The 15,932-nt window shown below is 62.5% G+C and carries 12 protein-coding genes; 11 read left to right on the top strand and 1 reads right to left on the bottom strand.

The window, feature by feature from the left end; genetic code table 11:
* The first annotated feature begins 39 nt into the window (after positions 1 to 39).
* From F0184_RS07155 to F0184_RS07105, 11 genes are all read left to right on the top strand, one after another.
* Positions 40 to 963, top strand: a complete 924-nt coding sequence (locus F0184_RS07155; protein WP_150495473.1) for a branched-chain amino acid ABC transporter permease — start codon at positions 40 to 42, stop codon at positions 961 to 963.
* Positions 960 to 1,910, top strand: a complete 951-nt coding sequence (locus tag F0184_RS07150; protein WP_172972020.1) for a branched-chain amino acid ABC transporter permease — start codon at positions 960 to 962, stop codon at positions 1,908 to 1,910. Before F0184_RS07155 ends, F0184_RS07150 begins: the two co-directional genes overlap by 4 nt.
* Positions 1,907 to 2,662, top strand: coding sequence for an ABC transporter ATP-binding protein (locus tag F0184_RS07145; protein WP_150495472.1), 756 nt, complete (start codon positions 1,907 to 1,909; stop codon positions 2,660 to 2,662). The genes F0184_RS07150 and F0184_RS07145 overlap by 4 nt, the downstream gene beginning before the upstream one ends.
* A complete protein-coding gene (locus F0184_RS07140; protein ID WP_150495471.1) occupies positions 2,659 to 3,372 on the top strand; it encodes an ABC transporter ATP-binding protein in 714 nt (237 codons plus the stop codon). Before F0184_RS07145 ends, F0184_RS07140 begins: the two co-directional genes overlap by 4 nt.
* A gap of 185 nt (positions 3,373 to 3,557) precedes the next feature.
* A complete protein-coding gene (gene bcsN / locus F0184_RS07135; RefSeq protein ID WP_150495470.1) occupies positions 3,558 to 4,556 on the top strand; it encodes a cellulose biosynthesis protein BcsN in 999 nt (332 codons plus the stop codon).
* Positions 4,557 to 4,590: 34 nt separating this feature from the next.
* On the top strand, positions 4,591 to 6,786 hold the full coding sequence (gene bcsA / locus F0184_RS07130) for a UDP-forming cellulose synthase catalytic subunit (RefSeq protein ID WP_150495469.1): 2,196 nt from the start codon (positions 4,591 to 4,593) through the stop codon (positions 6,784 to 6,786).
* On the top strand, positions 6,783 to 9,191 hold the full coding sequence (locus F0184_RS07125) for a cellulose biosynthesis cyclic di-GMP-binding regulatory protein BcsB (protein ID WP_150495468.1): 2,409 nt from the start codon (positions 6,783 to 6,785) through the stop codon (positions 9,189 to 9,191). The genes bcsA and F0184_RS07125 overlap by 4 nt, the downstream gene beginning before the upstream one ends.
* Positions 9,192 to 9,226: 35 nt before the next feature.
* On the top strand, positions 9,227 to 10,264 hold the full coding sequence (locus F0184_RS07120) for a family 8 glycosyl hydrolase (protein ID WP_425299501.1): 1,038 nt from the start codon (positions 9,227 to 9,229) through the stop codon (positions 10,262 to 10,264).
* Complete coding sequence (locus F0184_RS07115; RefSeq protein ID WP_150495466.1) at positions 10,261 to 12,306, top strand: tetratricopeptide repeat protein; 2,046 nt, start codon at positions 10,261 to 10,263, stop codon at positions 12,304 to 12,306. Before F0184_RS07120 ends, F0184_RS07115 begins: the two co-directional genes overlap by 4 nt.
* A 198-nt stretch (positions 12,307 to 12,504) precedes the next feature.
* Positions 12,505 to 13,119: a TetR/AcrR family transcriptional regulator gene (locus F0184_RS07110; RefSeq protein ID WP_150495465.1), complete on the top strand. Its 615-nt coding sequence runs from the start codon at positions 12,505 to 12,507 to the stop codon at positions 13,117 to 13,119.
* Positions 13,120 to 13,251: 132 nt separating this feature from the next.
* Positions 13,252 to 14,352: an alkene reductase gene (locus tag F0184_RS07105; RefSeq protein WP_150495464.1), complete on the top strand. Its 1,101-nt coding sequence runs from the start codon at positions 13,252 to 13,254 to the stop codon at positions 14,350 to 14,352.
* Positions 14,353 to 14,484: 132 nt separating this feature from the next.
* On the opposite strand, the gene F0184_RS07100 is transcribed toward F0184_RS07105, so the two are convergent.
* On the bottom strand, positions 14,485 to 15,717 hold the full coding sequence (locus F0184_RS07100) for a GGDEF domain-containing protein (protein ID WP_150495463.1): 1,233 nt from the start codon (positions 15,715 to 15,717) through the stop codon (positions 14,485 to 14,487).
* Positions 15,718 to 15,932: the final 215 nt, after the last annotated feature.

Genomic DNA, 15,932 nt, shown 5'->3' with positions numbered 1-15,932 from the left:
CGGGACCCTGACCCGCTGACCTAACAGGATAGTGCTACTGTGAGCGCAACCCTTCTTGCTGTTCAGGCGCTGAACGGCCTCCAGCTTGGCGTGCTTTTGTTCCTGATCGCCGCCGGTTTGACGCTGGTCTTCGGCGTCATGGATTTCATCAATCTGGCCCATGGGGTTCAGTACATGCTCGGGGCCTATCTGGCGGTTGCCATGTACCAGGTCACCGGCACCTTCTGGGGCGCTCTGATCCTCGGCCTCGTTCTTTCGCTGGTCTGCGGGCTGGCGTTGGAATTCCTCATTTTCCGACATCTATACGACCGGGATCACCTGGATCAGGTGCTGGCCACCTTCGGGGTGATCATCTTCGTCAACGAAGCGGTCAAGGTGATCTGGGGAGCCGCGCCGCTGGCCTTGCCGGGACCGGCTTTGTTCGACGGATCCATTCAACTGATGGAAAACCTGAAATACCCGGTCTACCGCCTTGCGTTGATCGGGTCAGGCCTGGCCGTCGCGGTGCTGCTGTATGTGCTCGTCACACGGACGCGGATCGGCATGCTGGTGCGCGCGGGCGCCACCAATCCGGACATGGTCGCGGCGCTTGGGGTGAACATTCGCCGCCTGTTCATGATTGTCTTCGGCTTCGGGACCATGCTGGCCGGGTTCGCCGGCATCATGGCGGCCCCCATTCTCTCCGTCGAACCGGGGATGGGCGACAATCTTCTGATCCTGGCCTTCGTGGTGATTGTGATCGGCGGAATCGGCTCGATCCGCGGGGCGTTCATCGCCGCGCTTCTCATCGGCCTTGTCGACACGCTCGGGCGTTCGATGGCCACCGATATCGCCCGTCTCCTGTTGCCGCCTTCGGCCGCAAACGATGTCGGCCCAGCCATTGCCTCCATGCTGATTTACATCCTCATGGCCGGCGTTTTGTTCTTCCGCCCAAGCGGGCTGTTTCCGGTAGGGCGCTCATGAACGGTATTCGCGAGATAATGCGCAGCCGCGCCGTGCCGGTGATCCTGTTTACCGTCCTTGCGCTCGTTCCTGTTTACGCGGCCGTCTTCGACGACCGCTTCCTGATGCTCTTTGCGACGCGGATCCTGATCCTCGCCATCGCGGCCCTCAGTCTCGATTTCATCCTTGGCCTTGGCGCCATGGTCAGTTTCGGACATGCGGCCTTCATCGGACTGGGAGCTTATGCGGTCGGTATCCTGGCCTATCACGACATATGGGCAGCCTGGATTTCCTTCCCCGCCGCCATTTTGGTCTGCGCCCTGTTCGCGGCCATCACGGGCGCCATCAGTCTGAAGACACGGGGCGTCTATTTCATCATGATCACGCTGGCCTTCGGGCAGATGGCCTATTACACGGCGACATCGCTGTCGGCCTATGGCGGAGACGACGGTTTGACCATGTGGGGCCGGTCGGAATTTCTCGGGACAGGCCTGTTTGAAAATGACACCGCCTTCTACTGTCTGGTGCTCGCCATCTTGCTGGCGGCCTATGTCTTCCTGAAGGTTCTTGCCGCCTCCCGGTTCGGCCGTGTGCTGAAGGGCGCAAAGCAGAGCGAGGCCCGGCTGCAAGCCATCGGGATCGATCCGTTCGGTTACCGCCTCGCGGCCTATGTCATTGCCGGCTCGATCGCCGGCATCGCCGGCGCGCTGCTGGCGAACCAGGCCGAGTTCGTTTCCCCCGCCTACATGTCCTGGCACCGCTCGGGCGAATTGATCGTGATGGTCGTGCTGGGCGGGCTTGGCTATCTTCACGGCGCCATTCTGGGCGCGATTGCCTATCTTGTCTTTGAAGAGGTGCTATCCCACTACACCCAGCACTGGCGCCTGATTTTCGGCCCCTTGCTCATTCTTGTCGTGCTGTATGCGCGCGGCGGCATTCTGGGCGCGATCAAGGGGAAATCGTCATGACCCGCCCCGTGCTTGAACTCAAGGAACTGAACAAGTCCTTCGGTGCCCTGCATGTGACCAAAAACGTGTCGTTGGCGGTCAATCCCGGGGAGTGTCATGCCGTGATCGGGCCGAATGGGGCGGGCAAGACAACGCTGATTGGCCAGATCTGCGGTGCCTTGCCGTCGAGCTCGGGCGATGTCGTCTTCGACGGTGAGAATGTCAACGGCCTGAGTGTGGCCAACCGCGCCTTGCGCGGTCTGGGGCGGTCGTTTCAGATCACGGCGATCCTGCCTGCCTTTTCGGTCCTGGAGAACGTGGCTTTGGGCGTCCAGGCCAAGGCCGGGCATTCCTATCGCTTTTTCAAGCCGGCCGCGCGCGACCGCGATCTGAACGCCAAGGCGGAGCACTGCCTTGACCTTGTCGGCCTGTCGGGCCGGGCCGGGGTGCGGGCGGGCGATCTGAGCCATGGCGAAAAGCGCGTGCTGGAACTGGCGATCGCCCTTGCGGGCGAGCCCAAGCTTCTTTTGCTCGACGAACCCATGGCCGGGGCCGGGCCGGACGAAACGGCGCGCCTCGTCGAGGTCTTGTCCGATCTGAAACGTCAGACGCCCATGCTGCTTGTCGAGCATGACATGGATGCCGTGTTCAAGTTGGCCGACCGCATTTCAGTCCTGGTCTATGGCGAGATCATCGCGTCTGGCAGTGTCGAGGAGATCCGCGGCAATCCCGCGGTGCGTGAAGCCTATCTGGGAACGGAGGAGGGGGTATGAGCACACCGCTTCTGAAGGTCGCCGGCCTGCAGGCAGGCTATGGCGAAACCCGCGTTCTTTTCGATGTGGGCCTCCTCGTCAATCCAGGCGAGGTCGTGACCCTTATGGGCCGCAACGGCATGGGCAAGACAACGACCATCCGAACGATCATGGGCCTGTTGAAGCCGCTGGGCGGGGGCATCGAAATCGAAGGCAAGGCCATGGCAGGTGCCCCGGCCTATGTCGTCGCGCAGGCGGGTCTCGGGCTGGTTCCCGAAGGGCGGCAGGTGTTCCCGACACTGTCGGTCGAGGAGAACCTGATCGCCACATCGGCCAATCGCAGCGGCGGGACCCCGCGCTGGACCCTGAAGGCCGTTTACGACTTTTTCCCGCGGCTGGAGGAGCGGAAAGCCAATCTGGGGTCGCAGCTTTCGGGCGGCGAACAGCAGATGCTGGCCATCGGCCGGGCGTTGATGACAAACCCAAAGTTGTTGATCCTGGATGAGGCCACGGAAGGATTGGCGCCGATCATTCGCGGCGAAATCTGGCAGTGCCTGAAAAACCTGAAGCAGGCGGGCCAGTCGATCCTGATCGTCGACAAAACGGTCTCCGCGCTGGAACGGCTCGCTGACCGGCATGTGATCCTGGAAAAAGGACAGACCGTGTGGACCGGAACCAGTCCGGAACTGGCGGCCGATCCGGGGCTCAAGGAGCGCTATCTCGGGGCATGAGATCTGGGCCACGTCCCATCGTCCGCCCCGTCCGCCTAGCCTGCGGAGCGTTCCTCGCAGCGTGGCGGGGCGGGCCGTGCGACATCTCCGCCATGGGAGGGTGGCAGCGCCATTTTAAACCTTTGTTAAGCATAATAAGCGAAAAAAGATAAGGAAAACATATCATTATTTGAAAGCGATAATCGATGGGTGCTCGACCGGTACGCGCCATCCGATGGCCCGAGCACGGCTCCTCTTTGCGGCGGAGGGTGCATGCCATCTGCTATCCGTTCGCCGCCATTCTTGCGCTGGCTCTTGCGGGCTGCGCCAACACGCCGAAGGTCGCGCCGCTGTCCAATTCCACCTTGCCGCCAAAGGAGCAGGCCTTTGTCACGCCCCCGCCTGGCGGACCGGCAGTTCTGGGTATTGTGCAGAAGGACTATTCCAACGGCGTCCAGCAGGACATCACGCTCGCCAACCGCAGCAAGACGCCGGGGCAGAACCTGTTGCGGGTTCAGGTCATTGGCGGGCATCCCGAGGCGCCGGAAAAGGCCGGGCGCCTGTCCGACGCCTTTCCGGACGAGCAAGAGATTTCGCGTGAAATCAAACAATTCTTGCCGGGCATGCGCCTGACGCGGGCATCTGTCCTTTTGCAAAACAGCTACGGCCCGTTTTCCTATGCCGCCGGACGGTCCGCGTCCGGGGACATTTGTCTCTATGCCTGGCAGCACCTGAGCCAACAGCTTTCGCGGAAGACAATCTTCTCACCGCGCGGGACGATTCAGATCCGGTTGCGGCTGTGCGATCCGAAGAAAAGCGAGCTGGACCTGCTGCGGACCATGTATGGCCTGAGCATCAATGTGGCGGTTCTGGAGTCCTCTTGGGATCCGTATCTGCGGCCTTCAAGCCCCCCGGATGCCTGGGGCCGGGCGGGGCATCCCATCTTGCCGCAGAGCATGGAGGGGTTCGTCGGCGTGGTTCCAGCCCGTCAGGTGCCCGCAAGATCGGCCCCAAGGCTGGCGCCGCCGCCGGTGCCCGTTGCGCAGCCTGTCCAAGCCGTCAATCCCTCCGGCGCAGTGCGAGGCGATGAGCCGAAACCGGCTATCTCGGTGATCGTGCCGCCGCCGCCATCCAGCGCCATCACCCTTCCAAGTCCGCCCGCTACATCTAATTTAAACGAAAACACTGTTTCTACTGGCGGCTGAACAAACCGTGTTCGGCATGTTGTGAGTTGATTTGATGAAACTCGTTCGAGTTCTTTTGGCCATTGGCTTGGGAGCGGCCTTCTTGTTCCTGTTGACGCTTCCGGTGAGCGCGGAGGCGCAGCTTTTCATTGGCTTGACGATTGTGCTGTCGATCGTTGGCTTGAAAATGATCGCGCCTGAAGGAACGTTTCGCGTCGTTGTCATTATGTTCGGTGCGGCCATCGTCATCCGGTATCTTTACTGGCGCACGACCAGCACCCTGCCGCCCGTTTCGGAGCTGCAGAATTTCGTTCCCGCGATCCTGCTCTACTCGGCCGAGCTCTACAGCATTCTCATGCTGGGTCTGAGCATCTTCATCGTGTCCAAGCCCCTTCCATCGCGCGCCCCGCGCCGGTTGCGGGAGGATGAGCATTTTCCAACGGTCGATGTGTTCATTCCCACCTACAACGAGGACGAGGAACTGCTGGCGGGAACGTTGTCGGCGGCCCTTGGAATGGAGTATCCGGCGGACCGCATGACGGTGTGGCTGCTGGACGATGGCGGGACCGCCGAAAAGCGCGGCGCTGCGAATATCCAGGACGCCCAGGCCGCGCAGCGCCGCTACGAAAACCTTCAGGTCTTGTGCGAAAAACTGGGCGCGAAATATCTCACCCGCGAGCGGAACGAAAGCGCCAAGGCGGGCAACTTGAACAATGGTTTGACACATTCGTCGGCGGAACTCGTCGTGGTGTTCGATGCCGATCATGCCCCCACCCGCGATTTCCTTCTGGAAACGGTTGGCCACTTCAACGACGATCCCAAGCTGTTTCTGGTTCAAACGCCGCACTTCTTTCTCAATCCCGATCCGCTTGAAAAGAACCTGCGGACCTTCGAGAAAATGCCGTCGGAAAACGAAATGTTCTACGGCCTGATCCAGCGCGGGCTGGACAAGTGGAACGGTTCGTTTTTTTGCGGCTCCGCAGCGGTCTTGCGCCGGAAGGCGCTGGAAGAAACCGACGGTTTCAGCGGGATCACCATCACCGAAGACTGTGAAACGGCGATCACGCTGCATGCGCGCGGCTGGAACAGCCTTTATATCGACCGGCCGTTGATTGCCGGCCTGCAGCCGTCGACCTTTTCCAGCTTCATCGGCCAGAGAAGCCGGTGGGCCCAGGGGATGATGCAGATCCTCATTTTCCACTTCCCGCTGTTCAAGCGCGGTTTGACGCTTCCGCAAAGGCTTTGCTACCTTTCCTCAAGCCTGTTCTGGCTGTTTCCCTTTTCCCGGATGATCTTTCTGCTGGCGCCGCTTTTCTATTTGTTTCTCGATCTGCAAATCTTCGTGGCCTCGGGCCAGGACTTCTTTATCTACACGTCCGTGTACATCATCGTGAATCTGATCATTCAGAACTATCTCTACGGCCGTTACCGATGGCCGCTGATCTCTGAGCTTTACGAGTACATTCAGTCGGTCCACTTGCTGCCGGCGGTGATCTCGGTGTTTTTCAATCCGCGCAAGCCGACCTTCAAGGTCACGTCCAAGGAGGTGGCTGTGACCGAGCGGCGCATGTCCAGCCACAGCATGCCGTTTTTCATCATCTTTGCCGTGCTTCTGGCCGGTGTCGCGGTAACCTTGTACCGGCTTGAGACGGAACCCTACAAAGCCGATATCACGGTTGTCGTGGGGATCTGGAACTTCCTGAACCTCATTCTGGCCGGCTGCGCTCTGGGGGTTGTCTCCGAGCGGGGCGAGCGGCAGGCCACCCGGCGCGTCAAGGTCAACCGCAGGTGCCAGATCCATGTTGGCGACGACTGGCTGCAGGCCGCCATCAAGAATGTGTCGACCCAGGGGATCCGCATCGATGTGATCGGCAAAAGTGCGCGAACCGTTTCGGTTGGCGAGGAGGTCGAGTTGCGCGTCACACCGCTCGCGGACCTGCCCGAAGACACCTTGCCGCTGACGATCACCAATCTCGAGAACACGCGCGAAGGCGCAATCTTTGGCGGCCAGTACGTGACGCAAAGGCCGGCGCACTACCGGATCGTCGCGGATCTTGTCTTCGCCAATTCTGCCCAATGGTCCGAATTCCAGACCCACCGGCGCTACAATCCGGGTGTCATCGGCGGTATCTTGCGCTTTCTGCGGATGTCGCTCTATCAGACCGGCCGGGGTCTTGCCTATTTTGGCGCGCAGTTTGGAAAAACGCAGGGCCGCTTGCCGGCCGGGGCCTCCCGGGAGGCCCGGTCATGATCTGGCGTATCCCGGTCCCGTTGCTGAACGTTTCTGTGTTCGCGCTTGCCGTTGCCGCCGCACCCATGACGCCGCTTGCGCAGCCTGCGCCTTTCAGCATGGAGCCTGAGCGATACCAGCAACTGGAAAGCGGCGGCGGTCCCGGGGGGGAGGTACCCTCCGGTGCTGCGGGGCGCGAGGACGCCGGCGCGTCCTCCATGACACCTTCGCCGGAGATGACCGCCGCGGGTGGTCTGCCGCTTCCAGGCGCGGATCAGGACAACGCGCGGCACTACATCGTCCCGGACCAGCAACTGCAATTGCGCGGAGAGATCGACCGGCGGTCATGGTCCGTCGTGCTGACACGGGCGCAGGCGGCCAGCCCGGCCTCGCTCACTCTGGGCTACCAGAACTCCGTTTTCGTCGCGCCGGAGTTTTCGGAGTTGAGCCTTTCGGTCAATGGCGAGCCGATCCTGCGGGAGACGATCTCGTCGCCCGATACGCCCCGCAATTTGCGCGCCGAGATTCCGGCCGGTTTGCTCCAGGCCGGACGGAACACATTCGACCTGTCCGCCCGGCAACGCCACCGCACGGATTGCAGCGTGGAATCGACCTTTCAATTGTGGACCGACATCAAAACGGCGGACAGTTTCCTGTCCTTTGAAGATCCGGCGGCGAACCGGTTTGGGGAGATCGCCGATTTGGCGGCCATCGGCAACGACCCCCAGGGTCTGACAGAAATCGTCATCGTCGCCCCAGGCCTTGATGAGGCTGGCTATCGCGATGCGCTGTTCCAGCTGACGCAGACCATCGCGCTTATCATTGACATGCCGCGCCCCTCCGTCTCGGTCACATCTTCCCCTAAGGGCACCCCGGCGGAGCTGACGGTTTATTTCGGAACCGATGCGCAACTGGCGCCCTTCGAAGAGCTGAGCGGCTCTCTTGGCAGTGCGCCGTCCGCCGGGTTCGTCGACAGTCCATCGGATGGCCGCCAGTTCCTGCTGGTCACCGGCGGGACCCTTGCGGAGCTCGAGGAAGCGGTGAACCGGATCGGCGCTGTGGCGGCCCAGGTGAACGATGACCGGGAAGCGGGGAGCCTGCGAACCCAGAACCGGTTCGCACCGGCACCGCCGCTGATCGAAACCGCCCGGCGCTTCGCGCTTTCGGATGTGGGAATTCCAACGCAGGAGTTTTCCGGCCGACTTTTCCGGGCGCAGTTCGAATTCGGGCTGCCGGCGGATTTTTATGCCGATGCCTATGGATACTTCCAGATCCTTCTGGATGCCGCCTATGCGCCCAGTGTCCGCCCCGGGAGCGCCTTGTCGATCTATGTGAACGGCAACATCGCCGCCAATGTCCCGATCAATCAGGTGGGCGGTTCGATCATGAACAAGTTCCCGGTATCCGTGCCGATGCGAAATGCCCGGCCGGGACTGAATACGGTCACGATCGAGGGGCGCTTCGACACGGCCGAGGACGCGGCTTGCGCGGCCGGGACAACCGGGACCGCCGACCGGCGCTTCGTGCTGTTCGACACGTCACAGGTTGTGTTTCCCGCGTTCGGCCGTATCGCGCAACTGCCCAATCTGGCGTCTTTTTCCGGTTTCGCGTATCCGTACAGCGCGCGGGACGACGCGACGCGGCTCTTCCTGCCGGATTTCGGGGACCTCACCTTGTCCGCTGCGACCACGGTGATCGCCAATCTTGCGGTGGCCGCCGGGCGTCCACTCGCGATCGACAGCGGTACGTCGGCACCGATCACGGCCCAGGACAGCGCGATCCTGATCGGCAGCATCTCCGACCTGCCCAGTCAAGCTCTGGCCTATGTCGGGCTTGAGGGGGCTGCGGACACGGATTGGGCGCACTCCGCGGGCCGGCCCGCCGACAATCGCGGTCTGACCCTGGACAACCGGGAAACGCTGGAGAGCTGGCGGAACCGCCTGGCCGAAGAGGGATGGCATGGCCGGTTCATGCGGTTCATGCGGGACATGCAGCGCAGCTTCAACATCTCCGAACAGAACCTGGCGCTCCGACCGCCCGCTCAGGGAAGCTATACGCCACCGCCGGGCACGAATGTGCTGGTGGCGCAGAATGCGGCCGGCGGCGTACCCGTCGCCTGGACGGTTCTCACCGCGCCGGACGGCCAGAGCCTTGAGCAGAGCATGGATGCCTTTCTGACTTATTCGGATCGGCTCAACGGGAGTGTAAGCGCGATCCAGGCCGGGCTTGGCGAAGTCGTGTCCGTCCGGCATGAACGCACCACCCTGATCGCCACCGAGCCGCTCGGCTTTTCGAACCTGCGTCTGGTCCTGGCAAACTGGTTGTCCATCAACGCTCTTGTGTTCTGCATGGTCTTGTTCGCGGTCATCGTATTGTTCGGCATGGCGGTCTCTGGACTGCTCAAGGTTTCGGGGAGGCGGTCATAGCGCTTTTGTCCACCCGGATCCGTGTTGCCTGGCGCGTGGCGGTGTTTTTGCTGCTGCAAGTCCTTTGGCTCGGGGGGGCGGAGGCTCAGATGCCGCAACAAGGCACGATTTCGCCGGAGAACTGGGCCGCTTACACCAGCCGGTTTCTGACGTCCGATGGCCGCGTCGTGGACGATGCAAACGGCGGCATCAGCCATAGCGAAAGCCAGGGCTACGGATTGCTGCTGGCCTTTCTGGCCGATGATGAAGCGGCATTCGACCAGATCTGGACTTTTACAAAAACCAATCTCTGGCTGCGCGACGATGGGCTCGTGGTGTGGAAATGGGATCCGCGAACCACACCCCGCATATCAGATGTGAACAATGCCTCCGACGGCGATCTTCTGATCGCCTATAGCCTGGTCCTTGCGGATCGGGCCTGGGAGCGTCCCGACCTGAGAGCGGCGGCCGAACGGATCACGCGCGCCATGGAACGTGAACTCTTCTTCGAAAAGGACGGTGCCGTTCTGATCAGGCCGGCCGTTGACGGGTTCGACGGGGATGACAGGCCGGACGGCCCGGTCGTGAACCTGTCCTATTGGATTTTTGAGGCGCTGCCCGTGCTGGGCGATTTGACGGGAGACGGGCGGTGGGCCGAGTTGTCGAAATCGGGGCTCCGCCTGGTGCGGGAGGCCAGGTTCGGGCCGGACAACCTGCCAAGCGATTGGATCAGCGTGCGTGCCGGGCTTGAACCGGCCGCCGGATTTCCTCCAGAATTCGGCTACAACGCGATCCGGGTCCCGCTTTATCTGCTGCGCGCAGGACACGTGTCGCCGGCGTTGTTGTTGCCCTTTCTCGACGCCATGAGCGCGCCGGACAACCGGGTGCCCATCTTGAATGTGGAGACAGGGGAAGCGAAGGACCGCCTTACCGATCCCGGATATCTCGTGATCGGCGCGGCCCTGCGGTGCATCTTCGAAGGTGTGCCGCTCGACAAGGCGCTCACGACGTTTCGCCCCACCCACTATTATCCCTCAACGCTCCATCTGCTGATGTTGTCCTATCTTGCCGAGAACCATCCGAGGTGCCGATGAATGCCTTGACCAAGCTTGGACTGCTTGCGGCCGTAGCCTTCTTCGCCCACACGGTCCTGTCCGCGGATGAAACCGATCCGGCCGGCAACGGGGCCGCGCGCAACGGGCCGGAGATCCGGTCGGTGGGACCCGCTTTCTTGCCGGAAGAGCAAGTGGCACCCGCTAATGGCGCTCTCCCGTCCAGCGCGGATGCGGCGGGGACACCTCTTCCAGCGGCCGATCTCTCGGGCTTGCGCTACTTCTTGCAGACCGGGGACGCGGAGCGCTACCAGAAGGAAGTCGAACGGCTCCAGCGGTTGTATCCCGGTTGGGAGCCGCCCACGGATCTGTCGGTCCTGCGGAACGGGGGCGATCCGGAACTTGACCAGATGTGGTCGTTGTTCGGGGAAGGTCAGTATGCGGAGGTTCGCAGACGGATCGACGAACGGCGCACGAGGGAGCCCGGCTGGGTCCCGCCTGACGACCTTTTGGAGAAGCTTGCGGCGGCCGAAGCCCGTGTCCGGCTGGTGAACGCCTCGGATCTGGCCCAATACGCCACCGTGACCCGGATCGCGGCCGAGAACCCGGACCTTTTGACCTGTGCCAATGTCGATGTGATCTGGCGGCTTGCGGAGGCGTTCGCCCAGACGGACCGGCGGGATCGCGCGCAGGACGCCTATTCCTACATTTTGCAGAATTGCGAGGTGCCGTCGGAGCGCATCGCCACCATCCAGAAGGCCATTGCCGATCTGCCGCCCGAAGTGGTGGATGAACTGGTTGCCGAGGAACAGGAAAAAGCCGGCTCCACGGAGGAACTGGAGGCAGTGCGCGCCGATCTGGCCCGGTTGAACGTCTCCCGAAGCCTCAATGACGGATCCAAGGCGGACCCGGCCGATCTCGCCCTTGTGGAAGCGCAGGCAGTAGACGGCGGGTCGGCCGACAATGCCATGCTCTTGGGGTGGTACCATCTGGATCAGAAGGACTTTGAAACAGCGCGATCGTGGTTTCAACGCGCTTTGGACGCCGATGGGCGGAACGAGGCCACGCAGGGGCTTGGGCTCGCGCTGATCGGCGAAGACAAGCCGTTCGAGGCCGAGCAGATCCTGCGTCCGGAATGGCAAGGCTCCGGGGAGGCGCGCGACAACTACCTCGCCGCTGCGTCAGCAGTTCTGGCCAAGCGGCCCGTTGTCGAGGTCAGTGCCGCGGCCCTGGCCCAGATCTCCGAGGCGACTGCGGCAGCCCGCGATGCCAACACCGCCCAGGAAATCGGCTGGTATGCCTACGAGATCGGGCAAATCCAGACGGCGGCGCAATGGTTCGAGGTGGCGCTGTCGTGGGATGCGGATTTCGAGCCGGCTGCCTTCGGCCTGGCGCTTTCGCTCAACAATCTGGGCGACCGGGACCGCTTGAGCGCGCTGGTCGCAAGCTGGGCGGGCCGCTCGGCCAGGATTTCCGAGGTCGGCGCGACAGTGCGCGTGCGGACATCCGCGGCCGGTGGGAGGCAAGGCGGGCAAGGCGGTGCGCCGGTTGCCCGCGGGTGTGCGGCCCCGGTCAATCCGCAAACCCTGTCGCCGAATGCCGCTCTTGCGCGCGGTTGGTGCCTGATGGACAAGGACAGGGCGCTGGAAGCCGCTGATGCTTTCGCTGTCGCCCTGGCCGGGGGAAGCGAACGGGTCCGGAGCGAGGCGGTGTACGGCCAAAGCCTGGCTTATCTTCGCATCGGTGCGGTCAACCGGGCGGCCGTTGCCGCGACCCAGGCCAGTTTGCCTCCCGAACGCGCGCGGGAATTGCAACTCGACCTGTTGGCGAAACGGGCAAGCGTGGCTTTCGAGGCGGGCCGCTACACCGAAACGCTCCTGATTCTGGATGAACGCCGCCAATACGCGCCTGAACCTTTCGACTTGTCGGAACTGCGCGGCTACGCCTATCTCGAGATGCGCCGGTTCGATGACGCGCTCCAGGTGTTCGAGGCCCTGGCCGCGGTCGGGCACAAGGGCGGCGAACGCGGCGTGCTGACGACACTGGAAACGCGCAGCGCGAAATTGAGCGTGCCGGGAGACTAATTCCCGGCAAAACGCCGGCCAAGACCCAACCACGGGCGGCTGCGGCGGTTATCGGCGCTTTTTCAATGCTGAAAACTGGGTGTCCGGCCCAATCCGGGGCACGGATCACTGTGTTCCTGATCCCCGTTGCCCCGGTCGCCCGGGATGGGCTGGAAACGCCCCCCTTGCATTTCGGACTGAACAGTCCACATAAGGGCCATGACCGAACACCACCTCCTCGAAAAGTCCGCCAAGACCGGGGCCGCGAGCCCCGGGCGTCCGCGCGCGTTCGATGAGGCCGAGGTGCTGGAAGCCGCCTTGCAGGTGTTTTGGCGGCAAGGTTTCGAGGCAACATCCCTGGACGACCTGACATCGGCCATGGGGCTGAGCCGGTCGAGCTTCTATGGGGCGTTCGGGTCCAAGCGCGGCGTTTTGGCCGCCGCTCTCGAATGCTATTCGAATACCGCTCTGTCGCGCTTGAAGGCTGTTGCCGACGAAGTGCGCGAGGATCCGGCCGGCGCCATGTTGATCGCGCTGGCGGATCCCGCCGGCGGGCAAAAGGGCTGTCTTCTGGTGAATTGCATCACGGAATTGGCGCCGCACCATGAAGAGGTCGCCGGGTTGGGCCAGCGCCATCTGTCGGAAATCGAGCGGCTGTTCGCCGAAGCGATCGATCCGTTGGCGCCGGACCAAGCCCGTGACCGGGCCCGGGCGCTCACCGCGCTTGCGATCGGCACGGTGACCTTGCGCAAGTCGGGTGTGGCGCCTGATCAGATTTCCAGAAGCCTGGCGGCGGCCCGCGCCATTCTTCATCCGCAACGATCGCAGGACTAACGAAAGAGACGCATCGCGCGGCCCTTGAGCCGCGATCACGCCTATTTATGGACTGATTGGTCCATAACCCGTTTCCATCCCGCCCGGGCTTGACATCGAGCGCCGGGTAAAACCGACCAAAGGAGTGTATCCATGGCCAAAGCCAAACTCTTCACCCCCGTTCAACTCGGCGACATCGCGCTCAAGAACCGGGTCCTGATGGCACCGTTGACCCGGAACCGCGCCCGCAGCGGGGACGACGCGCCCTACGACATTCATGTCACCTACTATGGCCAGCGGGCCGGCGCGGGTCTGATCTTCACCGAGGCCACCCAGATCTCTCCGCAGGGCAAGGGATACGACAACACGCCCGGCATTTACAGCAAGGCGCAGATCGAAGGCTGGAAGGCGGTGACGGACGCGGTCCATGCCAAGGGTGGCAAGATCATTCTGCAGCTCTGGCATGTCGGTCGCATCTCGCATCCCGACATTCAGGAGGGCGGGTTGGATCCGGTCGCCCCATCCGCGATCGCCGCGCAAGCCCAAACCTTCGTCAACGGCACCTTTGTCGACACGCCGACACCCCGGGCCCTTGAGACATCGGAAATTCCAGGTCTGGTCGAGGACTTCCGCAGGGCGGCCGAAAATGCCAAGACAGCCGGGTTCGACGGTGTGGAGGTCCACGCGGCCAACGGCTATCTTCTCGATCAGTTCATCCGGGACGGCGCGAACAAGCGTGACGATGCGTATGGCGGCTCGGTCGAGAACCGTGTGCGTTTTCTCGCCGAGGTTCTGGATGCGGTGATCGATGTCTGGGGCAGGGGCCGGGTCGGCGTTCGCCTCAGCCCGTTCAACGGCTTCAACGGGATCGAAGACAGCGATCCGGACACCACATTCGCACATGTGATCGACGTGTTGAACGAGAAAGGTGTCGCCTATCTGCACATGGTGGAAGGACAGATGGCGACGCCGCAGGCGGACAAGGAGCGCGAGGCGGTTGCCCGGCTGCGGGCCCGTTTCAAGGGGGCCTATATCGCGAACAACAGCTATGACAGGGCGATGGCGATCGATGAGGTGGAAACGGGAATGGCCGATGCGGTCGCGTTCGGGCGGTCCTACATCGCCAATCCGGATCTGGCGGAGCGACTTGAACGCAACGCGCCGCTCAACACACCGGACCATACCACCTTTTACGGCGGCACCGAGAAAGGGTATACGGACTACCCGTTTCTCAATGACACGAAGGCTGCCTGACCGGTCCGCCCTCCAGTTGACCGCATGACCACCCGCCGGGTATCGGGCGCCGTTGGAAAAACCGATGCTCTGGTGTGGTTGGTCTGCCCCGGGCCGGCCGGCAAGCCATCTTGGCGCGGCGGGTTTGCGCGGTCAGGCCGCGGTTTTCCGGTTTGTCGCAAAAGCACCGCGGAGCAGGGATCGCTTCTTCCCTTCCGCGGTGTCATCGATATAGACCATCCGCCGGCGCCCTTCGGACTTGGCATCCGACAAACACTTTCCCGCCAGTTCGAGGGCGCGGTCGACTGGTGTGGAGGCACGGCCGGTGAACACGCCCGCACTGAGCGTGACTTCAAGCTTGTGCGCCGAGACCTCGGACATCTGGACCGTCAGTTGCCGTCCGATCCGGTCGGCAAGCAATCCGGCCGCGTCGCGCGAAAGATCCAGGGTGAAGATCGCGATGTCTTCCCCGCTCACCCGGCCAGCCACCGCATCCGGGCTTATGGATTTCTTGCAGAAATGTCCGAGCAGCTTGAGGATGGCATCGCCCATCGGGCCGCCGAACCGGTCGACGATGGTTTCGAACCGGTCGATGTCCAGCAGGATGACGGTATACATGGCGTTGCGGTCAGTCCGGCTTTCAAGGCGCTCTGCTGCCTGCGCCAGGAAAGCGCGGCGGTTTGCCAGCCCGGTCAGATCATCCTGCAGGGCCTGGGCCCGGAACCGGTCTTGAATGCGTTCCAGTGCCATGGCGGCGATCAGGGCCGTCCCGACGATCATGGTTATCAGCAGGATCGCCAGGAAAACGGTCATGATATGGGTGTTGAACGATTGCAGGAAATCTGTGTAGCCCGCGTTCAAGTGGTAGGCGATGAAGATCGTGAAACCGGCTGCCTCCAGGAGCATCGTAGCGCCCAGAAGGCGGCCGGTCAGCAGCCCTTCTGTGTTCCGGCGGAAGCAGATCCAGGCCATCACAAGGGCCGTGACGAGAAAGAACCCATTGACGAAGACGACACGTGCGGCCACCGAGGCGCGGAAATCGGGCACGAAATACAAAGCTGTCCAGGCGCTGGCCATGACCAGAGGAAGCCAATAGAGCGTCCGTCTGCCGAAGAAGACCGCGATCGCGTTGGGCCGCAGCCCGGCGCCGATGATGCAAAGGGCATTGGCAAGACCGATGCTGATGTCGTCGGGAATTGAACCGCGCATTCCCAGCAGCAAAGTTCCAAGGGCGATAGACAGCAAGGCCGACGCCCAAAGCCACAGGCTTGTCGTGATCTCGCCAGTCCGGTGCCTCAAGGCGACGACAAAAACACCGAGAACAGCCGCTCCGGCGAAATCGGCGAGTGTAATGCTGGTGTAAAGGGTTGCAGTATCGAGAGCCATTTGCTCGTTTCGGTTGAAGCCTCAGCGCATACGTTAGATCTGCCGCGGTTAACACGGGCTTATTCAACGGTCACGATTGAGGGCGGAAAGGCCGCGGGCGGAAATGAAAAAACGTACCCAAGCGTACGGTTTTTGATCCCGCCGGCCTTTTCACTCCTTGCAAAAGCTGCCAAACCCCATGCCGACCCGATCAGCGACGGTCAGGCATCGAAAGG

It is taken from the genome of Roseibium aquae (genome assembly GCF_008711285.1).
GTDB lineage: Bacteria > Pseudomonadota > Alphaproteobacteria > Rhizobiales > Stappiaceae > Roseibium > Roseibium aquae.
Note: the sequence above shows the minus strand (reverse complement) of the source record. Positions and strands in the feature narration are given on the sequence as shown.